Source organism: Orenia metallireducens, from assembly GCF_001693735.1.
GTDB classification, from domain to species: domain Bacteria; phylum Bacillota; class Halanaerobiia; order Halobacteroidales; family Halobacteroidaceae; genus Orenia; species Orenia metallireducens.
On record NZ_LWDV01000008.1, the window covers coordinates 387,714 to 410,675 of the forward strand.

Consider the following 22,962-nt stretch of genomic DNA (forward strand, 5'->3'; position numbering starts at 1 on the left):
ACCTCACCCTAAGCCTCTTCTTATCTAAGAGAGGAAATCAATGTTGTTTTTAATTTTGTCTCCTACTCTTAACAGAAGGGATTGGGGGATGAGATACGGAAATATCGGAATATCTATCTGTTGTACTATTAAATTTGGAAGGAGGGGAGTTTAAGAAGAGTTGAGGAATAAAAGGCTAAAAAGAAGAGATAATAGACTATAGAGAGTGGATTTAATTTTAAACACAATAAACAGTCTTTAAATAATAGAAGAAGTGGTGATAGGATGATTTATGGTATAACTTTAGTTCTGCTTATAATAATCTATTTAGAGATTAATAAAATGGTTGAAGAAGGAGAGAAAAGAGAATTAAAGGTCTATCTAATCATAATGACTATAGCAGTTCTTTATAGTTATGGAACTATATTGGAGTGGAAGTTGCCTAGACCCGGAAGTATAATCAGAAAAATATATGAACCTATTTCAAATAACATCTTTATACAAGAAAAATAGAAGTAGCTTAGCTAAGTAGAATCATACATAGGAGGCTAAGAATTTATAGAAATTAAGATGATTTGTGAATATTTTTAGACGAAAATTTCAAGATTTAAGTTCCAAGAACCTATTTAGTTATTTACAAAGTTATTATAGAATTTTGCAATAAAAGCACCATATTTAACCTTGAAAAAAGGGTTATTGTAAATAAATTGTTTAATACCTGGAAGTTTTAAAAATGATAATAATCTATCTAAATCCTTGTTAGAAAAGCTATTAAATAGCTTTCTAAATTCATGGATTTTTAGCATCTCTTTAGAAATAGGTTCTACTAATTTATTATAGTCAAGGTTATTGATGATAGCTTGAGCTGCTAATATACCACTTTCAATAGCTTTAATCTGCCCAAAGCCTACTAAACTATCGGTAAATCCTGCTGAATTTCCTATAAAATAAATATTATCTAATTGATGGGTAGAGACAAGACCACATTCAAAGCTAGCATCTCTAGTTTCAATAATTCTATAATCCAAATTCTCTTTATATAAGAAATTCTCCCAATAATAGTCTATTTCATGGAAAGTGATACGATTGACTACAAGGTTTAAAATTGCTTCCTTTGGATTTATAGGAATGATATACCCAAATCCATCTTTAGCATATTCTCTATTTAACCACATGGAGATAGATTGGGTATTAAAATTTCCTACAATTGTAGTGGATCTAATCTGTGCTGAAAAGAGATTTGTCCATAAATTCAAATCTTTAACTATTAGATTACTTCCTGTAGCTACTATAATATAGTCAAACTGATCTTTTATATCATTAAGATCAACGAAACTATTAAACTGAATAGGAAGAGCAACTTGAGAGAAGAGCTGATTTGCAAGGGAGCCTTCTGTTCTCATCCTATTTATGATATATCCCAGATCTCCCTTGATAACTGCTTTGTTTTTTGGACTATGCATAATAATCTTTTTTAAGTGAAAGGTTGGAGATATATTTAGACCATAGTTGTTTTTAAGATAGTCAAAAGGGTCTGATATAAAGTGGTTAAAGATATGAAGAGTTGCAGAGGTAAATAAGACAGGATTTCCTATATGTGACTTTTTCTCAAAAATAACAGGAGTAATATTATGCTTTTTAAATTCAAAGGCAGCAGCTAGCCCAGAGATACCAGCACCAATAATTGCAACCTTCATGTTAACACCATCCTTTTTTAAAAGCTGTATAAGAATAATATTTACATATCTGAGGGAAAATATTTATTAAGTAAACTAAAAAATTCAGAGGTGAGATTATGCAAAAGATTTCTCAGGAATATGTCTTAGCTATCTTCTTTAAGAAAGCATTAAATAAAGAGAAGTTACTTATAGAGAAATACAAAGAGTACTATCCAAATTTTAAGAATGAAGATTTAAAAGAAATGTTAAAGGAGTTTGCTCAAAGTTCTCAAAAACATGTAAGTATTATGAAGGATAAGATGATTAAGCTAGGTATCAAGTAAAATGTGAGGTGATTTTAGTGAAAGAAGTTGATATGTTAAAAGATTTACTTCAATATAGAATCAATAATCAAATATTTTATAATAGAAATATCATTGATATTAGAAATCCAGAGGTAAGAGCAGTTCTTACCCAATTAAGAGATGATGAGATGAGATCTATTGTAAAACTACAAGAGAAGATAGAGAAGATAGAAGCACCTTCAGGGATTATTTCAAAAGTTTTTCCTAAACACAGTAATTTTTAAGGTTTATTCTATTATGGATTATAATTTTTATTTTTGTTTGTTAGTTGGAGGGATATTATATGGAGTGGGTTATTATCTTTGTTGCAAGTTGGTTGTTATTCTTTCTACTTGTTGACTGGAAAGAGCTAAAAACTAATCTTTGGTGTGGTATAGTGGCAGTTGCCTTACAATTAGCTATAGATACTCAGGCAATGAACCATGGCTGGTATAAAATTAACCGTGGGGTCTTATGGGTATTTGGTTCCTCAGCCTTCTTTGTTATGGGTCCAGTACTAGTCATTGGGATTTTCATGGCTCAGTTTCACCCTACAAAACGATGGATGAGAGTGATAAATGTGATTGTGCTTAGTAGTTTTTACTCTATTTTTGAGCTTTTAGTTCTTGCAAGGAAAGTTCTTGTATATATAGATTGGCATTATACCGAAAGTTTAATAATAAATACTTGTGCAATGGCTATTTTGAGTTGGTTTACTATTGTTGTACTAGATAAAAAAGGAGAGTCTAGTTGATGAATTTAATTCTCTATAGCTTTTTAATTATTATAGTAGGGATATTTGTATTGATGTGGTTTAAAATATTAGACAAATTTGGAGGATAAAAGATGAAGGTTGCTATTATTGGAGCAGGTAAAGCAGGACTTGCTTGTGCCCATGAGTTAGAACGACATGGTATAAAGCCTGTAATTTATGAAAGGAAGGGTTATATTGGAGAACAGTGGGCCCATGTTATTGTAAGCATGGAAATAATGGATCGTCCCATAAAAAATCCTATGGCCTATTTGAATAATAATTTTGATATAAAGATTAAGCCTTTAAATACCCTTAATAAAGTAGTTCATATAGCACCACACAAGACAACAACTATAAAAGGTAATTTAGGGTATCTTTATAAATCTGATCAAGATAAAGATTCTCTAAACTATCAGTTATATTCACAATTAAATAATACTAAGGTAGTATTTAATGAAATAGGGGATTATGAACTTCTTTCTAAAGAGTATGACTATGTTGTTATAAGCACAGGAAACCCTATTTATACAAAAGAGTTAGGTTGCTGGCAGGAATTAGTGAATTCTTATGTAAGAGGAGCGACAGTTATAGGGGATTTTGATCCAAATACTTTAATTGTATGGTTGGATAAAGATTACTGTAAAGATGGTTATGCATATTTGACCCCTTTTAATGACAAAAAGGCTTCTTTAACACATATAATTACAGATGTTAATGAGAAGGAGGCTGATCATTATTGGGAAGCATTTTTATTTAGAGAGAATATAAAGTATAAGATAGTTGAGGAGTATAAATTGAAGCATAATTTGGGGATAGCCTATCCTAGAACTTATAAAAATATGATTTTTGCTGGTGCTGCAGCAGGTGGCATAGACCCTTTTTTAGGTTTTGGAATGCTAAATGCTATAAGAATGGGAGTGGCAGCTGCTAGAACTATTGTTAAGGGGTATAGTTATGAGAAGCAGATAAAACATATTATTAAAAAGAACTTTGAATTGAAAAAATTTAGAGAAGCCTATAATAAGTTGGATAATAAAGAATTAGATAACCTTATTTCTATGATTGGTTTACCAGGGATTAAGCACTTAACTTATTATAGTCCTCTTAATGTTACTAAAACAGGGGCAGTTGCTATAAAGTTAATGGAAAAGTTGAAGTCGATAAATAATAAAAATAGTATTGAAGATGGTTAAGATACTATTCGCTTTTCCAAATATCTATAAAATAGATATATCCATAGATAATTAACCATATAGGTTAAAGGAGACCAAGGAATCATTCTCCATCCTGTAAATACAACTGTCTTGGTTAATAAACTTAAATATTCAAAGATGAGCATTGCTATAATCCATAGACCTGTATAAATTAATACAGGTCTTGTTTTTTTGGGAAGGAAAAGGGTATAAATGATATTTAATATAGGATAAACTAAAATTCCTGCTAAAAGAGTATATAGTATAGATTCTTTATCTTTAATATAATAATAAAGATCTAAATATTCTCCTAAGAGTACTTCATAGAGAAGAGAATAAGCTATAGTGGTAATACCAATGATTAGATGTTTTAGTTTAATAGTTTTAAAATACATACAAACACCTAAAATTGTCCATAGTACAACAATAGAACCATAAAAAAAACTATATTCCATTAATCATTCACCTCATCTCTCTTATGTTTATTCTTTATTATAGATACCAAAAGTAGTATAGTTGGAATTACAATTGCTATTGTAGAGATATAAAAGGGATAGATATAATGGATAAAGTCAAGAAGTTCTGTTTGATTTTTAGCAATAATAATTGAAAAACAGATAATTAAGATGCCTACTGGACTAATCATAGGTTTATATGTTTTTAAAGATAACAGTTGAGCTAGACCTAATACAGCAGCATAATAATAAATAGCAATATTAATAAAGATTCCTGCAAGCCAGATTAGCATGATAAGGGCATCGATATGTTCTATATATTTACCAAAGCTGATTAATCGAACATATCCCAAAGCAGGAAATATCATATGTTCTGTCAAAGGACCAAAAATAGCAATAAGCAGTACCCCAACCATTAAACCATTTCCCAACATAATTGTTGCTATAGAGATATTTCTGTGTAGTTTTTCTTTCTTTCTTATAAAAGGAATCAGTTGAAGAAGTACAATTGATTTTAGGAGCCATGTTTGAATTAATAAAGCACCTCTTAAAGGAGGAACTATACCTTCAGATAATATTGGTAGAAAATAACTAAAATTCATTTTAGGTATATTAAGAAGACCAATAAATACTAGAGTTAACATACCTAGAGGTAAAAGCATATTATTTAATCGTGCAATAACCTCTAAACCTCCATAGAGACTATAGGCTGCTAGTATTATAATAAGAATATTAAAGATAGAGGTCTCGATATTGAAGAAGAGACCTAGGATTTCTTGCAACTCTCTTGCTGTTATAACAGTATTAAAAAAGAAGAAATATATGTACATAAAGCCAACTATTTTACCTAAGGGTTTTCCTAAGATATCGCAAGCATATTGGACTATGGTTTTATCAGAGTGCTTAAGTCCTAATACTAAAAAGAAGTTAATAAATATTAATCCACTAATAGTTCCTACAATCACAGAAATCCAAGAATCCTGCTGTGCTTGTTGAGCTACAAAGGAAGGAAGTAAGACATCGGCTGTAGCTATAACAAGGGTAATAATAAGTAATGTAATTTGAAGGTTAGATACTCGTCCTTTTTCCTGTAACTGCTTAAAGTCTAGTACTTTATCCATAATACAACCTTTCTGATTCATATTAGTTCAAAATTTAGTATTACCTTATCTGCAATGGAGTATTCAAAGATAATATCAAAATTTTTGTCTTAAGTTAATTTACTGTCTTTGCTATTTAATCTATGTTATAATATAAGATTGAAATGTATATTAATTTAGAAAGGAGTGATAAAAGGAGGAGAGCAAGTATCAATGGTAATTATCCTGATTGGAAAGCTGGTTTTGGGCTTAGCTTTATTTCTGTTAGGGATGGAAGGAGTTAAAGATGGCTTTTATAAAGCTTCAGGACAGAGATTAGAGTATCTTTTAAAGACTCTTACTAATAATATTATTAGTAGTATCTTAACAGGTATTATGGTTACTATGATTATCCAAAGTAGCAGTGCTACTACAGTGATTATTATCAGTCTAGTCAATGCCAACTTATTAACCCTTGAGCAAGCCTTTGGAGTGATTATGGGTGCTAATATTGGAACTACTGTGACTGTACAATTGATTTCTTTTAGGTTAGAAGAGTACTTATGGGTTATTATAACTTTAGGAATAATATTTTATTTGTTCTATTATTTGAAAAAAAATAGAAGACTAATGTACATAGGAAGGGGATTGCTTGGTTTTAGTATCCTATTTATTGGATTAGAGATTTTAAGTAATATGATAGTTAATATACAGGACTTGGATATATTTATTAAGACTATGACTTATCTAGGAGCAAGGCCTTTATTGGGTATTTTGATAGGTGTTATTGTTACAGCTATTATTCAAAGTAGTAGTGCCTTAACAGGAATTGTTGTAGTTTTGGCTAAAGCGGGGATGGTTGACTTGGCTTTAGCTATAACTTTGGCATTAGGTAGTAATATAGGAACATGTATCACTGCCTTTATAGCAGCTATAGGAAGCTCTAAGGTGGCTAAACAGACGGCATGGGCACATATCCTATTCAATATCTTTGGAGTAATTGCTGTTCTACCGATATTATCACTTTTTATAGAGGTTATCTCTTTGACCAGTGAAGAGTTGGCAAGGCAGATTGCTAATGCACATACAGTGTTTAATCTATTCAACACTTTGATTGTCTTACCATTTAGAGGGATATTTATCAAGTTTATCAGAACAGTAAGTAGTGGATAGGAAAAATTCCGTTGGGAATTTTTCCCCTTCGAGTTTAAAGTTAAACTCTCCGTGATTATAAAGTTTCTCAAAAATATGAAACTTTATTTCTCCTCACAAAGAGTCCAAAGGACTTGGAGGAAGAAAATCAATAATGATTGTTAATTTTTACTCGTCACTAGTTACTCATTACTGAATTTAAAAGGAGGAAGATTAATGAATTTATTTAAAGTTATTATTTTAGGTATAGTACAAGGGGTAACAGAGTTTTTACCTATCAGTAGTTCTGGGCATTTAGTTATCTTTCAACATTTTTTAGATATTCAAGAGGGGTTAACTCTTGATGTCTTCTTACATTTTGGTACTTTATTGGCGGTGGCAATCGTTTATTGGGATGATATCGTGGGAATGATTACTTTAAAGCCTGAGTATAGGAAGTTAACCCTTTATGTAATCTTAGGTTCAATACCTGCTGGAGTAATTGGAATCTTATTTGAAGATGTTTTTGAGCAGTTGTTTGCTACCTTAAGGGTGGTCGGCTTTGCATTATTGGTAACTGGTACATTATTATGGCTCTCTGATAGAGTTGGTAAAGAGACAAGATATTTAAAGGACTTGAAGATGAGTGATGCTTGGGTTGTTGGTTTTGCACAGGCTTTTGCTATTATTCCAGGGATCTCGCGTTCAGGATCTACTATAGTTGCAGGTTTATTTAAGGGGCTTGATAGAAAGCTAGCTGCTAAATACTCCTTCTTATTATCCGTACCAGTAATTGGAGGAGCTACTTTATTACAGCTAAAGGATTTAGCTACTGTAGGCTTAGTTAATGTTACAGTAATAGAATTGGTTATAGGAACTATATCCTCTGTTATTGCTGGATACTTTTCAATTAAATTGTTACTAAAATTGATTAACCAAGAGAAGCTAAGTATATTTGCTTATTATTGTTGGATTTTAGGGTTAAGTGTAATCTTATTTTTCTAATGTGAAAGGTTGTATTGTAATGATTTTCAAATTTATACTGTTATAGAATTCAAATTTTAGGAGAGTATAAATTCTAAGTTTAAACTTAAATTACCTATTTAATTTGATAAACCTGCCCAATTCTAATAATATTAAGGAGGAGATTCCTAAAGTAGAGAGAATTAATTAGCAGAGGTGAAGAGTAATGAAGGATACTTTAAAAGAGATTTTATCTAAAAGAAAGTATGAATTTGTTGGAATATTTTTAATCGCAATGGCTTTTTTAAATTGGATTAGTTTCTCTTCTAAGGATACAGGGTTAATAGGTAATATATTTAATAAAGGATTAAAGTATATTATTGGAAAGGGGATTTATGGTTTTCCTATACTTTTAGTCTTTTTAGGGATAACTATGATTTATCGAAGTAAGGCTAAGATTAAATTTACCCCTAGAACTATTGGTACTATAATTATCTTACTAGTTGTTCAAACACTACTTCATATACAAGTAGAGCATCCTTTGGAATTTGAAGCAGCTTTAGAAGGCAAAGGTGGAGGGTTAGTAGGTGGGGTAATTCTATATATATTTAGAAAGTGCTTTGCAGAATATGGTACATATGTTATTTTAGCAGCTTTAACTTTGATTGGAGTACTGTTAATGTCAGATATATTCTTAGTTAATATTTTAGTTAAGGCTAAAAACTTGTATCAGAGCTTTATTGGATTTTTTGCTAAAAAGAAAGAGAAGGTTAAAGCTAAAGCTGAAAAGAAAGCTAAGAAAAAGGCAGAAAGAAAGGCAAAAGAGCAAGAAGCTAAGAATGGGGACAAGCTAGAGAAAGGTCGGACCTCTCTTAAAGGTCTCTTTAGTTTCTTGAAATTTAAGAAGAACAAGAAAGTTAGTGGAGAAGGGAAAAATGATGAAAAGTCCATCAAAAAAGAGATAATATACCAAGATAAGACTACTCCAAGGGTGATTGATAAGCGGGAAGCTTTCAGTAAGAAGGATGAAAGTAAAAAAGAAATTGAAGAGAAAGCAGAAGAAGAATTTAAGGCAGCTACCAAAGAGGTGGCAGCTGCTGTTGGTGTTAAAAAAGAGGATAATAGTAAAGAGCAGGTTGTTAGAGATGAGAAGAATCCACCACGTAAGAGGATTAATAAGAAACTAGAAAATAATCAATTAGAACAGAATTTAGACTCTAGCTACTATTCTCTACCACCTTTAGATTTATTAAATGAAGTAGATAATAGTTCTGTTCAATTTAATAATAAAGCAGATATCTTACAGGAGACTTTAGATAGCTTTGGTGTTAGAGCTCAAATTAAGAATGTTAGCTATGGTCCAACTATTACCCGTTATGAACTTCAGCCTGCTCCAGGGGTTAAGGTCAGTAAGATATTAGGTTTGGCTGATGATATTGCTTTATCTTTAGCAGCTCCTGATGTTAGGATAGAAGCTCCTATTCCTGGCAAAGCTGCTATAGGAATTGAGATTCCAAATGAGAGTAAAGCAATGGTATCTATTCGGGAGATGTTAGAGTCTGAAGAATTTCAAAATGCAGAATCTAAGCTGACTATGGCTTTGGGTAAGGATATCAGTGGTAGAACATTAGTAGCTGACTTAGGGGATATGCCCCATATGTTGGTAGCTGGTTCCACAGGGTCTGGTAAAAGTGTCTTTGTTAACTGTGTTATCAATAGTATCCTTTATAAGGCTACACCTGATGAGGTTAAGTTTATGTTAATAGATCCTAAGATGGTAGAGTTTGCTGCTTATCAGCAGATACCCCATCTAGTAGCTCCAGTAATCAATGATGCTAAGAAGGCTGCTACAGCACTACGTTGGGTGGTTCAAGAGATGGAGAATCGTTATGAGTTATTTGCAGGTAGTGGAGCTAGAGGGCTTGATAGCTATAATAGAAAGATTAGTTCAGAAGGAAGTGATCCCTTACCTTATGTGGTAGTAATCATAGATGAGTTAGCTGATTTGATGATGGTTGCAGCCAAAGAGGTAGAGGAAGCAATCTGCCGTTTGGCTCAGAAGGCTAGGGCAGCAGGGATTCACTTAATTCTTGCTACTCAAAGACCTTCAGTAGATGTAATCACTGGCCTAATTAAAGCTAATATTCCAACAAGGGTCTCCTTCTCCTTATCCTCACAAGCTGATTCTAGAACCATCTTAGATACAGGTGGAGCAGAGAAACTGCTAGGAAAAGGTGATATGTTGTTCTCTCCAGTAGGTTCTAATCAACCTAAAAGATTACAAGGTGCTTTTATTTCTGACAAAGAATTACAACAGGTTGTTAGTTTTGTTAGAGATCAGAAGAAGCCAGAATATGCTGAAAAGATAGCTAAAATTAAGGAGAAGAATGTAGAGATTGAGCTTGAAGATGATAGGGATGAGTTGTATGAGAAGGCAGTTGAACTGGTAGTTAAGCATCGCGCTTCTATCTCGATGTTACAGAGAAAGTTGAGAATTGGTTATAATCGAGCAGCTAGAATGATTGATAGAATGGAAAAGGATAATATAGTAGGAGAACATCAGGGGAGTAAGGCTAGAGAAGTATTAGTTGAAGAGGAAGATCTGGAGCAGATACTTAATAAGAACTAAACTAGAATATATAGCTATGGTTATAAACATATAAAGCAGATAAATAATTCAAGTATATTATAAGGACCTACATGTTTAAGGAAAATTTCCGTTAAGTGTAGGTTCTTGTTGATTTTAAGAAATGAAATTGTACTATGTTATACTATTATATAAGTTTTTGAATCTAATGATATAATTTTACTAAAGAAGATATAATATATATTGAGTATAATATTTTAATTTATAGATTTATTAAAAAAATATAAAAGTCTATAATAATATGATAAATTTAATTTTTAAAAAGGGTTTTTTCTTTTGTTGTAAAATTATATAAATAGTTAGTCTATTAATTTGTTAAATTAGATTTTAGTATTTATTAGAAGTTTTAATTGAACCTATGTTAAAATGATGTTAGAATGGATAGAGTTGTTAGACGTCTATCCATCTTCTGGTAAGTAATAATTGAGATTATTCCAGCTTAAGGAGTTGATTAAATGAGCTTAATAAAGAAAGATTCTAGACCTTTATATATGTTAGTTAAAGAGAAGATTGATGAAAAGATTGAAAATGGGAAATATAAGCCAGGGGATCGCTTACCTTCAGAAGCAAAGTTATCGGAAAGTTTTGGTGTTAGCCGTGCTACTTTAAGAGAGGCTTTAAGAGTTTTAGAAAAAGAGGTTAAGGTCAATCGCCAACAGGGTATAGGTACCTTCATTACTGAAAAATTGGCTCTTTTTAAAAGTGGTATTGAAGAGCTTAATAGTATTACCCAAACTATCGAAGCTATGGGGCTTAAAGCAGGAACCGTTGATTTAGAATTGAAAATGAATCAGCAGGTTGAAGATTTGAACAAAGAGTTTGAATTAAATAAAAATGACAAGATGGTTATTTTACATAGAACTAGAACGGCTGATGATGAACCGGTAGCATACTGCGAAGATTATTTACCTCAAAGGTTAGTGCCTAATAATATAACTGAAGATGATATTAATATATCTCTACTTAGCTTCTTGCAAGAAGAATCTAATATATATATTAGTTATGCTGTTGCTGATATTGTTCCAGTAATAGCTGACAAAAGTTTAGTTGCCAAGTTAAATTTAAATATAGGAGATCCGATTCTATTATTAAAACAGATGCACTATGATGATAGAGATAATCCAGTACTATATTCCAAAAACTATTTTAGAAGTGATAAGTTTGAATTCCATGTTTTGAGAAATAGAGGATAATGAGCTTAAGTCTAAGTTTTAGTTTAAGGTAGCTATTTTCAAGCTTACTACTTAAATTTGGACTTAACTATAAATTAAAATTTTAGGGGGTAGATTTAATGTCTAAAAAAAATTTAATATTCTTATCATTACTATTAGCACTTGCTTTACTTGTTGGATGTGCTGGTGGTGGACAGCAAGCTCCACAAGAGAATAATCAACAAGCACAAGATGGTCAAAAAGCTGCTAGTGATTTAAAAGTTGGTATTGTATTATCTAGTGGTGGTAAAGGGGATAAGTCTTTTAATGATTCTGCTTTACGTGGGCTAGATAGAGCTAAAGAGGAAGGTTTAATTGCTGATTACAAGTACATTGAACCTAAGGAGGTAGCAGCTGCTGAGAAAGGTTTGAGATTCTTAGCTCAACAGGGCTATGATTTAGTTATTGGTGTAGGATTTATGCAAAAGGATGCTGTAGATACAGTATCTAAAGAGTTTGCTGATACTAAATTTGCTATCATTGATGATGTTGTAGATAATCCCAATGTAGCCTCTTTAACATTTAAAGAGCATGAAGGGTCATTTTTGGCAGGAGCTTTAGCTGCATTGTTGACTACTCATGAAGAGATTGAAGGAATTAATGCTAAGGAGATTGTTGGTTTCTTAGGGGGAATGGATGTACCATTAATCCATAAATTTGAATTGGGTTATACCTCTGGAGTAGATTATATCAATGAAACAGAGGGAACTGATGTAAAGGTTAGGGTCAACTATACCGGTAGTGACCCTTCAGCATTTAATGATCCTGCAAAGGGTAAAGAGATTTCATTAGCTCAATATAATGCAGGAGCTGATATCATCTATCATGCTGCAGGTGGAACAGGTATAGGATTATTTGAAGCTGCTGCTCAAACAGGAAGTTACGCAATTGGTGTTGACTCTGATCAAGATTGGAATCAACCAGGTTATATTCTAACAAGTGTACAAAAAAGAGTAGATAATGCTGTATTTGCAACAGTTACAGCTATAAAAGAAGGTAACTTTGAAGCTGGGCTTAAAGAATATGGTTTAGAAGAGAAAGGTGTTGCTTTGACTCCATTAACAGAAGCAGGAGTTACTGTTAAAGCTGCTCAAGAAGCAGGAGATATTACAACTGAGGATGTAGCTAAGATTGAGGCGTTAAAAGCTAAGATTCCAGTAGATGTTAAAGAGAAGATTGAAGATATTAAAGAGAAGATTATTGCTGGTGAAATTGATGTACCTAACTATTATGATCAAACTCAATAATAAAAATTTAGTATAGAATAATTGCTAGGTGCTTTCACCTAGCAATTATTCTAATTATGAAAGGAGGATTTCAATGGATACAATCTTAGAGATGAGAGGTATTACTAAAGAGTTTCCTGGAGTATTGGCAAATGATAATGTCAATCTAGATTTAAAAAAAGGGGAGATTCATGCTCTAGTTGGTGAGAATGGTGCAGGTAAATCTACCTTAATGAGTGTTTTATTTGGAATTTACCAACCCACCAAAGGGAAGATATTCTATAAAGGAGAAGAGTTAAAGATTGATGGTCCCAATGATGCTATTGATTTAGGAATTGGTATGGTGCATCAACATTTTATGTTGGTTCATACTTTGACTGTTGCCGAAAATATCGTTCTAGGTTCTGAGCCTAGCAATGGTAGGGGGAGGCTGATTTTATCCAAAGCTATCGATAAGATTAAAAGCTTATCAGATGAGTATGGCTTGGATGTAGATCCTAATGCTAAGATCAAAGATATTCCAGTGGGAATGCAGCAGAGGGTTGAGATTCTAAAGGCTTTATATCGAGATGCTGAAGTCTTGATTTTGGACGAGCCTACAGCAGTATTGACTCCTCAAGAGGTAAGAGGGCTATATAAGATTATGGATACCTTAACAGAACAAGGTAAATCTATCATCTTTATTACCCATAAGTTAAAAGAAGTTTTAACAGTATCTGATAGGATAACCGTTTTGAGAAAAGGAAAATCTATTGGTACAGTAAATACTGCTGATACTTCAGAGACTGAATTGGCTGAGATGATGGTAGGACGTAAGGTTATTTTAGAAGTGGAAAAAGAGCCTGCTAAATTTGGTGGTACAAAGGTAGAGGTTAGAGATTTAAAGGCAAGTAATGCTATAGGAATGTTAGCTTTAGATAATATATCCTTTGAAATTAGAGAAGGTGAGATTCTTGGAATTGCAGGAGTAGAAGGGAATGGACAGACAGAATTAGTTGAGGTGTTGACTGGATTGAGAACTGCAGATTCAGGTGTTTTTAAGTTGGAAAGGGAGAATCTATTAAATAAATCAGCCCGTAAGATTAAAGAGGCTAAAGTTGCCCATGTTCCAGAAGATAGGCATAAGCATGGACTAGTATTAGACTATTCAATCGAAGATAATTTAATCTTAGGTTATCATTATAAAGAGCCTTTTGCCAAGGGGATTAATTTAGACTTTAATTCAATGGCAGAGCATGCCCAAAAGTTGATTCCAGATTATGATATCCGTCCAAGGAATAAAGAGATATTAGCCCGTTCTTTATCTGGAGGAAATCAACAGAAAATAATCATTGCTCGAGAATTTGATATGGGCCCAGAGTTTTTAATTGCATCACAGCCAACTCGTGGTGTAGATATTGGAGCAATCGAGTTTATCCATAAGAGAATTATAGAGCAGAGAGATCAAGGGAAGGCAGTTTTGTTAATATCGGCTGAGTTATCAGAAATTATGTCACTAAGTGATAGGATTGCTGTTATGTATGAGGGAAAAATCGTAGATATTTTAGATGCTAAGGAAGCTACAGAAGAGAAGTTAGGGCTTCTGATGGCAGGATCAGTTGTTGAACATTAAATTTATTAGTTGTTATCTAGTAGCTTTAGAAGGATTTTAAAGAAGATAAGGAGGAATTTATATGGCAGAGGATATTAATTTCAAAAATTTATTAAAAGAGATATCAATTCCACTACTAGCTATCTTATCATCTTTTATAATAGGTGCACTTATAGTAATGGCTTCTGGTTATGATCCAGTAGCAACCTATTCTGCTTTACTTCAAGGTGCTTTTGGAGGTTTAAATAGTATAGCAGATACATTACTAGCAGCTACTCCTTTGATTTTTACAGGGTTGGCTGTAGCCTTTGCATTTAGGTGTGGACTCTTTAATATCGGTGGAGAAGGGCAGCTATTAGTAGGTGGTTTGACAGCAGCTTGGATAGGTACTTTTAAAGGGATTCCAATGGTTATCCATCTACCCTTGACCTTATTAGTAGCGATGATAGCAGGGGCTTTATGGGTGGCTATTCCTGCTATTTTGAAGGCAAAGTTAGGGGTACATGAGGTAATTACAACAATTATGTTCAATTATATCTCTTATAGTTTAGTTGCATATTTTAGCTTGAAGGTATTGGCTAAGCCAGGTAGTATTCAAACCCCTAATATAGAATCTAGTGCTTACTTATGGAGATTCTCTAATGTTTTGGGTATATATTCATACCTTAATATAGGTTTTATTATTGGAATAATTGTTTTATTTGTAATTTACTATTTATTGTGGAAGACTACTATTGGATATGAGATTAGAGCAGTGGGTATCAGCCCTGATGCTGCAGAATATGGGGGGATCAGTGCTGCCCGTAATATAATTTTAGCTATGTTAATCAGTGGTGCTTTAGCAGGATTGGGAGGAGCAGAGAGGGCTATGGGGCTATTCCATAATTATCGGAATGGATTCTCTGCTGAATATGGATTTACTGGTATTGCTGTAGCGTTATTAGGTCGTAACCATCCTTTAGGTGTATTTTTTGCAGCTCTATTATTTGGAGCATTGTCCAATGGACAGGATTATATGAATATGTTGGCAGGGGTTCCTGTCGATTTAGTAACTATCTTACAAGCAGTTATCATCTTATTTGTAGCTGCTGATCTATTATTTAGAAGAGTATTAGCACTTAAACCAGAAGGGAGGAAGGGTTAATAATGGAAATCTTTCAACAGATTTTTAATCTAGAGACCTTCAGCTCTACTTTAAGAATGGCAATTCCTTTGATGGTAGCCGCTATTGGTGGTATGTTTTCTGAAAGATCTGGTGTAGTTAATATTGCCTTAGAGGGGATGATGTTAGCTGGAGCCTTTATAGCGGTGGTTGTTAGTTATTTTACAGGAAATGCTTGGTTTGGGCTGATAGGGGCAGTAATCTTTGGTGGTTTATTTGCTTTAATTCATGCTATAGTCAGTATTAGATATCATGCTAATCAGGTTGTTAGTGGAGTAGCTTTGAACCTGTTGGCTGCTGGTGGAACCGTTTTTTTATTGAATATTTTATTTAATACATCAGGAACTTCACCTTCTGTAAAGGCTTTGCCTTATTGGGGAACTTTTAAACCTACTGTTTATTTAGGATTATTGATAGTGGCTATCTCTCATTATGTCTTATTCTATACACCTTTTGGCTTACGAGTAAGGGCTGTAGGAGAGCATCCTCATGCTGCTGATTCTGTGGGGATTGATGTGGAGAAGATTAGATATGTCTGTGTAATCTTAAGTGGGATGTTAGCAGGCTTTGCTGGTGCTCACTTATCAATAGGGGTACTGAGTGTTTTTAGAGAAGGAATGACTGCTGGACGTGGCTTTATTGCTTTAGCAGCTTTAATCTTTGGTAAATGGTATCCTTTTGGTGCTATGGGAGCAAGTTTATTATTTGGTTTCTTCCAAGCTATTGAGATTAGATTACAAGGGATAGAGGCAATTGGTATTCCTGGTGAATTTGTACAGACGATTCCTTATATCTTAACAGTAATTGCATTGGCAGGAGTTATTGGTAGAGCAACTCCTCCAGCAGCTAGTGGAGAGCCTTTTGAAAAGGGTAAAAGATAATTATTATTTTTTAGAGCCAACAGAGAAGTTGGCTCTTTTGTTTATGTAATTTAATAAATACTATTAATTAGACTTCTTTTAAAAGACTCCTTTATATAAAGGAGTCTCAGGCTGTTGACAAAGTTATTGTCAACAGCCTTTTCTATTTATGGTATAATATAATTGACAATATATCTAAAAAGAGAAATAGAATTATGTTTGTATCTCAAGAGAAAAAACAACAACAATATGAATTTGTAACAATAGAACAGCTAGTTCCAGAAGATCATCTTCTAAGACAAATAGATAGATATATATAGATTTTACTTTTATTACTGATATAACTAAAGACCTATACTGTCATGATAATGGAAGACTATGTATTGACCCTACTATTTTATTTAAGATGCTTTTTATAGGTTATTTATATGGGATTCGTTCTGAAAGACAACTAGTAAAAGATATAAAAGTAAATATGGCTTATCGCTGGTTTTTAGGATATTCATTAACAGACTCAGTAAAAGAAGCTCTAGCTAGAGCTTCTTTTATTATATTAATTTTAAGCATGATATACTTATAGATAATAAATTACAAATAGACTTATTATTTCCTAGAGTTAGGATGAAAAACTCCCAATATCAGTTATAGTTTCTCTTTAAATTTCTATACAAAATACATAACAGGATGGTAATTATAGGCTTTATTGAAAGTTAATATTATAATTTCACTAATTTAAAGGGATTTAAGCTTAAGATGTCGAAATGTTAAAATGACTGTAAAGGAGGGAGAACTTTTCATGATAGAAATTTTGACAAGGTTCAAAGAGAGAAGAGAAGAGTTAGGTGTTAGTTTAAAGCAGGCTGAAGAAGAAACTAGGATTAGAGTAGATTATTTAAGGGCTATTGAAGAAGGAAATTTTGAGTATATTGAAGCAGAGGTTTATTTAAGAGGTTTTTTGAAGGTTTATTCAGCTTATTTGGGCTTGGATACTAAAGAGGTATTAGAGGCCTACAAGAAATTACAAGAGCCTGAATTAGTTGAAGAAGAGATAGTAAAAAAAGAATCTTTTAAAGAGAAGATATCAAACTCTTTTGATGAGCATCAAAATGCTGTATTGATTAGTTGTTTAGTTGGAATCGGTTTATTGGTTATTGGACTACTTGCCTTTGCAGGATTTAAATTATATGGTCTGATTGATGATTCTGGTAGAATGGCTAATAGTTCTCCTTCTATCGAAACAGCTCAGGTAAAAGAAGGGGTTGTACTATCAGCTAGTAAGAAAGTTGAAGAAGAAGTAAAAGAAAGCGAAAAAACAAAGGAAAATCGAAAGGGTACTATAGAAGAGATTAATGAGAATAGGGCTGAAAAAACTGAAGTAAATAAGGAAGATAGTGAAGAACTAAATAATCAAGAAGTTGCAGCTAATGAGATAAATATTGAGGTTGAAACAATAGATGAAAGTTGGTACTCAGTCGAGGTAGATGGTAAGGTTGTCTTTAAAGGTATCGTTGCTGCTAATAATAGAAAATTATTTTCTGGTCAGAAGATTGAGTTGAAGATGGGAAATGCTGCTGGTATTAAGGTAATAAAAGATGGCAAGGTTATGGGTCCCTTTGGTTCTAAGGGGGAAGTTATAGTTAAACGGTTCTCTATAGATTAATAGGTAATCTTTATAGTGTTGGTATAATGAGGTTGATAATCTTCAACCTTATTTATATATTAGTTAGAGCTAGTGTATAGTAATATCTATTAAATTTTAAGGTGCTATCTCTTGATTATTAATATATGTAAACCGTGCTTGCTGATTTAAGTAATAATAGGTAATCTTGTGGAATAAAATCTCTAATAAGGATTAATCACTTCTAATCTAGTTATAATTTTTTAATTATTTGTGACAAAAATTTTAAAATTAAGGGACCTATTGTTACATTATAAGAAAGGCGGTTATTTTATGGTAGATATCATGGAAAGAGAGAGTACTGCTTGGAATTTATATGATATTATTCTGGTATTGATTTTAACCTTTACACTTACATCTTTAATCTTTTTAATTATAGAATCAGTGATTGGTTATCTAGTTATTAGTGATTTTATATTATCCATTAGAATTTTAGTCTTGAATTTTGTTCAAGCTATGTTATTAGGTGGTTTAACTCTATCAGTTATAAAGTTAAAATATAGATTATCTTTAAAAGAGGTAGGATTTCACTCAAATGATTTGGGAAGAATCTTTAAATATGGAATTATAGGTGGAATACTTATCTGCTTGATGATAACCTTGTTGAATAATCTCATCTATCTTATTATTGATAATTTTTGGGGACTAAAACCTCCTGCTCAACAGGTTATCCAGAATTTACTAGAATCAGATAGCAATCTATTATTCTTTTTAAATAGTTTTTTAATTGTAATAGTAGCTCCAGTTACTGAGGAAATCTTTTTTAGAGGATTTATATACCCTTACTGTAAAAGTAAGTTGGGAAAATGGAAAGGAATCTTATTAAGTGCTTTATTTTTTGCTTTAGCACATGCGAGCATTTGGCTTTTTTTGCCAACATTTTTAGGTGGAGTAATTTTAGCAATTATCTATGAAAGGGTTAAATCACTTTATTCTTGTATATTAGCCCATGGAGTCTGGAATATGATAATTGTCTCTTTACTCTATTTTATTTGGAAGACCAATTTTATCCAATAATAGATATAAAAAAATCCTGGTCATTTGCCAGGTCTTTTTTATCTATTATTTTTTGGTGGACCTGGAGGGATTTGAACCCCCGACCAATCGGTTATGAGCCGATTGCTCTGACCAACTGAGCTACAGGTCCGTGTTTATAGTTGATAGTGTGTAGTGTACAGTTAAAGATATAAAATATTTTAAAAACTTAACTGTAAATTGTCAATTGTAGATCGTCAAAGTTTATTTTAGTGCGACGGGCTTGATGCCCTACCTAGTATCGAAAATATCCTTACATCTTTAAATCAAAGTTTTAGATGCGCTGACCTCGATGGTCAAGTACTGAAAATTTCCTTTTGCTTTAAAATTAAAAATTTTAAGTGGAGCGGGAAACCAGATTCGAACTGGCGACACCCAGCTTGGAAGGCTGGTGCTCTAGCCAACTGAGCTACTCCCGCAGAATAAAGCAATTAACATTGGTCGGAGCAGCAGGATTTGAACCTGCGACCCCCTGGTCCCAAACCAGGTGCGCTACCAAACTGCGCCATGCTCCGATATTTTCCTCACCAACGAAGATAATTTTATATTAATTTGAGGTGAATGTCAATACTTTAAAATGATATATTTATCGATTATTTAAAATTACAATATTAATAATCGATTTTACTTTTAATTAGTAGCTCTTAGACCTTATTACGATTAAAGTTGTTATTTTAAATATTCTTAAATTGATTAAAATCATTTAATATAGATAGAAGCTTTTATTATATCTTCATTAGTACTTTTTAGATTATTATTGTAATTAATTGAAAAGAATAATACAATTAGAGTAATCGTACTAGTTCTCCCCTAAACTTTTAAAAAATTCTTTGGTATTATTTAATTAAGGAGTGTAATTGTTCTGATGTCTTTTGATGATTTTTATAAGAAGATAGGCTTTTATATTATAAAGTGGCTAATAATTAATTTATTGTTAGGATTTCTTGGAGCAATATTTGTATTGATATTGAAGAAAGGGATAGTTCATCTAAATGACTTGATTTATAACAGATATTATTTAGCTCCAATAATAGGATCATTAATAATGGCAATATTAGTTCGTTATTTTGATTTTAGAGCTAAGGGGTTAGGAACAGACTTATATATAAAGTATACTAAGAGTGAGTTTCCTTTAAAGAAACCTCTTAGATTGCTAATAAGTAAGTTCTTTGCTACTAGTGTAACTTTAGGCCTAATAGGAATAGGTGGCTTAGTTGGACCATTATTATTAATTGGTAGTAGCATGGCAATAGTAATTAATAAGGTATTTAATTACTTTAAAGTTAGGATATTTAATTCACAATTGGATTATAGAGTCTTAAGTATCTGTGGAGCTGCAGCTACTTTAGGTCCACTGTTAGGTGCTCCCTTAGGGGGAGGAATCTTTGCTAGTGAGATTCTTTATAAGTCTTCTTTAGATTATAATGATTTATTTCCTGCTATCTTAGGGAGTAGCTTTGGTTATTATTTTTATCATGCTTTCTTACCCCAACCTGGCTTAAATATCGACTTGGGTCTACCTGAAGCAAGTTTAAAGGAATTACTTTTATTGATTTTTGTGGCATCAATCTGTGGGATAATTGGTCAAAGTTTTATCAGTATATTCGATTTTATACATAATTTTTTTAAAAGATTAAAGATAAAATCCTTTTTAAAGCCCCTTATGGCAGGTTGTATAGTCCTCATAATAATGGAATTATTTAAAGTAGAATCTTTTATAAATACTGTAGGTATTAATCAGTTATTCTTTACTCCCTTAAGGGAAGGGCGGATGATTGTATTAGTTCTATTTAAAATATTACTTACTATGGTGATTATTGCAGGAGGGTTCAGTGCAGCTATTGTTGATACAGCCCTAATCAGTGGTGCTTTAACGGGGAATTTATTATATTATATCTTTCCTAATATTCCCTTACCTGTACTGGTAATCATAGGGTTATCGGCTACATTATCATCTATTGCTAATATTCCTTTGGCTACTATGGTAATAGTTAGTGAGATTTTTAATTTGAATTTGAGTTTACCAGTTATTATTGGGAGTATTATTGGCTACTTAATTGGGAGACCAAAAGCAGTATTTAAATATATTAGAGAGGAATAATAGATAGTGTGAGTGATCATTAGAAATGTGAAAAATTTACAATAAAAAGTAGCTGTCTAAATACTCACACTCATATAGGAGGAGATAAGATGAGAATATTATTGACAAATGATGATGGTATTTTTGCACCAGGTATTCAAAGATTATGCCAAGAGCTCGAACAAAATCATGAGGTAGTTGTTGTAGCTCCAGATAGGGAGAGAAGTGCAACAGGTCATGCTATAACTATTCATCATCCTTTAAGAGCTAAGGAGATGACCTTTGCTAACATAAAATCAAAATGTATAGCCATAGATGGAACCCCTGCTGATTGTGTTAAAATTGCTATAGAGTCTTTATTGGATGAAAAGCCTGATTTAGTGATATCAGGTATCAATGCTGGTCCAAATATGGGTTATGATGTTCTCTATTCTGGGACTGTTTCAGCAGCTGTAGAAGGACTGCTATTGGGAATACCAGCAATTGCAGTCTCATTAGTAACTGATGAGAAATGGGATTTTTCTTATGCAGCAGAATTCATCTCTAGGTTGCTTAAAAAGTATCAAAAAGAAGAAGTTTCTGATGATGTTATCTTAAATGTTAATGTACCAGTAAATTGTAATGGGAGATATAGAATTACGAAGCTTGGTAATAGAAGTTACAAAAATACCTTTGAACAGAGGATAGATCCTAGAGGAGAGAGATACTACTGGTTAGCAGGAGAAGCGGTAGAAGAAGGAAACTCTGCTGATACTGATGTGTCAACAGTTAAAGATGGTTTGGTCTCTATTACTCCTGTTAAATTCTCTTTAACAGCAGATTCTGAGATAGAAAGGCTGAAAAAATGGAATTTGTAGTAATATTTATTGCTTTAAAATGAATATTTTAAAGTAAAAGGCTTATGGAGGAGATTATTATGACACAATCTGAAAATGAAGGTGCTGTTATTAAAGTAAGTAGTATTTTATTTGGATTGGTAGTCAGTTTAATTTTATTGTTAATAGGTAGTTTAGTGTTGGGGGTGATTATTAGTTTATCAAATGTTGCTAATCAATCTGCTAGTAGGATTTTATTTATAGTAAATTATTTGGCTATCTTTATAGGGGGGATTGTTGCAGCTTATTCTGCAGGTGGAAAGGGATGGGTTAACGGAGGTTTAGTAGGATTGACATATATGTTGGTAATAGTCCTTCTAGGTAGCCTTTGGAATCCAGTTGTTTTTTCTTTTAGCCTGTTTTTGCGAGTTATAATTGGGTTCTTAATCTCTGCTTTTGGAGGGATGATTGGTGTTAATATTATCTAACACTAGTGCTATTAACCTAAAAGCAAAGTGGGTGAGTTAAATTAAAGAGAATCTGATAGAGATAGAGGTTGATACTGATATAGAGAAGGTTGATCTATCCAAATTGATTTATGATAAATTAATAGAATGGGATAATAGGTATAATAAGAATAGTGCTCAATTTATTGAGAAAATAGATATATTACCGACAACTATCAGTTTTATTTTAGGTACTATAACTAGTGGGTTTCTAAAGGAGATAGGCAAAGAGGTTTGGAATAATTTAAAGAAGATATTTATCTCTGAGGATGAGAACAAAAGGATGCCAGGCTTTGAATTTAATTTTATTTATGAAGGGATAGAGATTATAGCAGAATTAGAGAGTGATGCCCCACAAGAGTTAAAGAAAGCCTTGAACAATTTAAATGGTATCATCAATAAAATTCTCGATGGTGAAGAAGATGTAGGAAAGATGAGGTTTACTTTAGATAGTGATGGAGGAGAATGGAAAAGAGAAGAGTGATCTTAAAAATGTACCTTATAAGGTACATTTTTATTTTGGATATATGTTATTTTAGTAATGTGGTTGATTCAATAGAGAGATAATACGACACTTTCGTGTGAGTTTACAGTG

Annotated in this window: 22 protein-coding genes, 3 tRNA genes and 1 pseudogene; 20 read left to right on the top strand and 6 right to left on the bottom strand. The window is 32.4% G+C overall.

The annotated features are described in order from the left end of the window. Nucleotides 1–264 precede the first annotated feature (264 nt). Entirely contained in the window at nt 265–492 is a 228-nt protein-coding gene (locus U472_RS06730) for a hypothetical protein (RefSeq protein ID WP_068716777.1), read from the top strand. Nucleotides 493–605: 113 nt separating this feature from the next. On the opposite strand, the gene U472_RS06735 is transcribed toward U472_RS06730, so the two are convergent. After that, nucleotides 606–1,676: an NAD(P)/FAD-dependent oxidoreductase gene (locus tag U472_RS06735; protein WP_068716779.1), complete on the bottom strand. Its 1,071-nt coding sequence runs from the start codon at nt 1,674–1,676 to the stop codon at nt 606–608. A 98-nt stretch (nt 1,677–1,774) separates the two neighbouring features. Between U472_RS06735 and U472_RS06740 the strand changes: the two genes are divergently transcribed. The 4 genes from U472_RS06740 (at nt 1,775) to U472_RS06755 (ending at nt 3,928) form a co-directional block, all read left to right on the top strand. Then, nucleotides 1,775–1,981 carry a hypothetical protein gene (locus tag U472_RS06740; RefSeq protein ID WP_068716781.1) on the top strand — a complete coding sequence of 69 codons (207 nt, stop codon included), beginning with the start codon at nt 1,775–1,777 and terminating at the stop codon, nt 1,979–1,981. Nucleotides 1,982–1,998: 17 nt separating this feature from the next. Then, on the top strand, nt 1,999–2,226 hold the full coding sequence (locus U472_RS06745) for a hypothetical protein (RefSeq protein WP_218059048.1): 228 nt from the start codon (nt 1,999–2,001) through the stop codon (nt 2,224–2,226). A gap of 59 nt (nt 2,227–2,285) precedes the next feature. Next, a complete protein-coding gene (locus tag U472_RS06750) occupies nt 2,286–2,735 on the top strand; it encodes a hypothetical protein (RefSeq protein WP_068716783.1) in 450 nt (149 codons plus the stop codon). Between the two features lie 92 nt (nt 2,736–2,827). Then, entirely contained in the window at nt 2,828–3,928 is a 1,101-nt protein-coding gene (locus tag U472_RS06755) for an FAD-dependent oxidoreductase (RefSeq protein WP_068716785.1), read from the top strand. On the opposite strand, the gene U472_RS06760 is transcribed toward U472_RS06755, so the two are convergent. Both U472_RS06760 and U472_RS06765 read right to left on the bottom strand, forming a co-directional pair. Beyond that, the gene (locus U472_RS06760; protein ID WP_068716787.1) at nt 3,925–4,383 is read right to left on the bottom strand and encodes a hypothetical protein; all 459 of its coding nucleotides are present in this window, start codon (nt 4,381–4,383) and stop codon (nt 3,925–3,927) included. The two genes, U472_RS06755 and U472_RS06760, sit on opposite strands and share 4 nt — an antisense overlap. Continuing rightward, nucleotides 4,383–5,504, bottom strand: a complete 1,122-nt coding sequence (locus U472_RS06765) for a GerAB/ArcD/ProY family transporter (protein WP_068716788.1) — start codon at nt 5,502–5,504, stop codon at nt 4,383–4,385. Before U472_RS06765 ends, U472_RS06760 begins: the two co-directional genes overlap by 1 nt. A 192-nt stretch (nt 5,505–5,696) precedes the next feature. On the opposite strand from U472_RS06765, the gene U472_RS06770 reads away from it, so the two are divergent. The 11 genes and pseudogenes from U472_RS06770 to U472_RS06815 all read left to right on the top strand — a co-directional run bounded on the left by U472_RS06770 (nt 5,697) and on the right by U472_RS06815 (nt 18,948). Further along, the gene (locus tag U472_RS06770) at nt 5,697–6,635 is read left to right on the top strand and encodes a Na/Pi cotransporter family protein (protein WP_068716790.1); all 939 of its coding nucleotides are present in this window, start codon (nt 5,697–5,699) and stop codon (nt 6,633–6,635) included. Between the two features lie 195 nt (nt 6,636–6,830). Further along, nucleotides 6,831–7,598 carry an undecaprenyl-diphosphatase UppP gene (uppP, locus tag U472_RS06775; protein ID WP_068716791.1) on the top strand — a complete coding sequence of 256 codons (768 nt, stop codon included), beginning with the start codon at nt 6,831–6,833 and terminating at the stop codon, nt 7,596–7,598. Nucleotides 7,599–7,782: 184 nt separating this feature from the next. Continuing rightward, nucleotides 7,783–10,185, top strand: coding sequence for an FtsK/SpoIIIE family DNA translocase (locus tag U472_RS06780; RefSeq protein WP_068716793.1), 2,403 nt, complete (start codon nt 7,783–7,785; stop codon nt 10,183–10,185). A gap of 473 nt (nt 10,186–10,658) precedes the next feature. Next, a complete protein-coding gene (locus tag U472_RS06785; RefSeq protein ID WP_068716795.1) occupies nt 10,659–11,396 on the top strand; it encodes a GntR family transcriptional regulator in 738 nt (245 codons plus the stop codon). Nucleotides 11,397–11,494: 98 nt separating this feature from the next. Beyond that, nucleotides 11,495–12,661 carry a BMP family lipoprotein gene (locus U472_RS06790; RefSeq protein ID WP_068716796.1) on the top strand — a complete coding sequence of 389 codons (1,167 nt, stop codon included), beginning with the start codon at nt 11,495–11,497 and terminating at the stop codon, nt 12,659–12,661. A gap of 73 nt (nt 12,662–12,734) precedes the next feature. After that, nucleotides 12,735–14,252, top strand: coding sequence for an ABC transporter ATP-binding protein (locus tag U472_RS06795; protein WP_068716798.1), 1,518 nt, complete (start codon nt 12,735–12,737; stop codon nt 14,250–14,252). Nucleotides 14,253–14,313: 61 nt separating this feature from the next. Continuing rightward, nucleotides 14,314–15,375 (top strand): ABC transporter permease, encoded by a 1,062-nt coding sequence (locus U472_RS06800; protein ID WP_068716800.1) that lies wholly within the window; start codon nt 14,314–14,316, stop codon nt 15,373–15,375. Nucleotides 15,376–15,377: 2 nt separating this feature from the next. Then, nucleotides 15,378–16,274, top strand: coding sequence for an ABC transporter permease (locus tag U472_RS06805; RefSeq protein ID WP_068716802.1), 897 nt, complete (start codon nt 15,378–15,380; stop codon nt 16,272–16,274). Between the two features lie 194 nt (nt 16,275–16,468). Beyond that, nucleotides 16,469–16,773 (top strand): annotated as a pseudogene (locus U472_RS16525) (transposase); the annotation flags it as partial. 276 nt (nt 16,774–17,049) lie between these two features. Continuing rightward, nucleotides 17,050–17,913 carry a helix-turn-helix domain-containing protein gene (locus U472_RS06810; protein ID WP_068716804.1) on the top strand — a complete coding sequence of 288 codons (864 nt, stop codon included), beginning with the start codon at nt 17,050–17,052 and terminating at the stop codon, nt 17,911–17,913. A 291-nt stretch (nt 17,914–18,204) separates the two neighbouring features. Further along, nucleotides 18,205–18,948 (top strand): CPBP family intramembrane glutamic endopeptidase, encoded by a 744-nt coding sequence (locus U472_RS06815; RefSeq protein WP_068716806.1) that lies wholly within the window; start codon nt 18,205–18,207, stop codon nt 18,946–18,948. Between the two features lie 53 nt (nt 18,949–19,001). On the opposite strand, the gene U472_RS06820 is transcribed toward U472_RS06815, so the two are convergent. The 3 genes from U472_RS06820 to U472_RS06830 form a co-directional block, all read right to left on the bottom strand. After that, nucleotides 19,002–19,078: transfer RNA gene (locus tag U472_RS06820), tRNA-Ile, on the bottom strand. 230 nt (nt 19,079–19,308) lie between these two features. Continuing rightward, nucleotides 19,309–19,385: transfer RNA gene (locus U472_RS06825), tRNA-Gly, on the bottom strand. Nucleotides 19,386–19,404: 19 nt separating this feature from the next. Further along, nucleotides 19,405–19,481 (bottom strand) — tRNA-Pro (locus tag U472_RS06830). Nucleotides 19,482–19,831: 350 nt separating this feature from the next. On the opposite strand from U472_RS06830, the gene U472_RS06835 reads away from it, so the two are divergent. From U472_RS06835 to U472_RS06850, 4 genes are all read left to right on the top strand, one after another. Next, nucleotides 19,832–21,067 carry a chloride channel protein gene (locus U472_RS06835; RefSeq protein WP_068716808.1) on the top strand — a complete coding sequence of 412 codons (1,236 nt, stop codon included), beginning with the start codon at nt 19,832–19,834 and terminating at the stop codon, nt 21,065–21,067. A gap of 89 nt (nt 21,068–21,156) precedes the next feature. Further along, on the top strand, nt 21,157–21,903 hold the full coding sequence (gene surE, locus U472_RS06840; protein WP_068716810.1) for a 5'/3'-nucleotidase SurE: 747 nt from the start codon (nt 21,157–21,159) through the stop codon (nt 21,901–21,903). Between the two features lie 59 nt (nt 21,904–21,962). Next, complete coding sequence (locus U472_RS06845) at nt 21,963–22,349, top strand: TIGR04086 family membrane protein (RefSeq protein WP_068716812.1); 387 nt, start codon at nt 21,963–21,965, stop codon at nt 22,347–22,349. A 103-nt stretch (nt 22,350–22,452) separates the two neighbouring features. Next, entirely contained in the window at nt 22,453–22,851 is a 399-nt protein-coding gene (locus U472_RS06850) for a hypothetical protein (protein WP_068716814.1), read from the top strand. Nucleotides 22,852–22,962 lie beyond the last annotated feature (111 nt).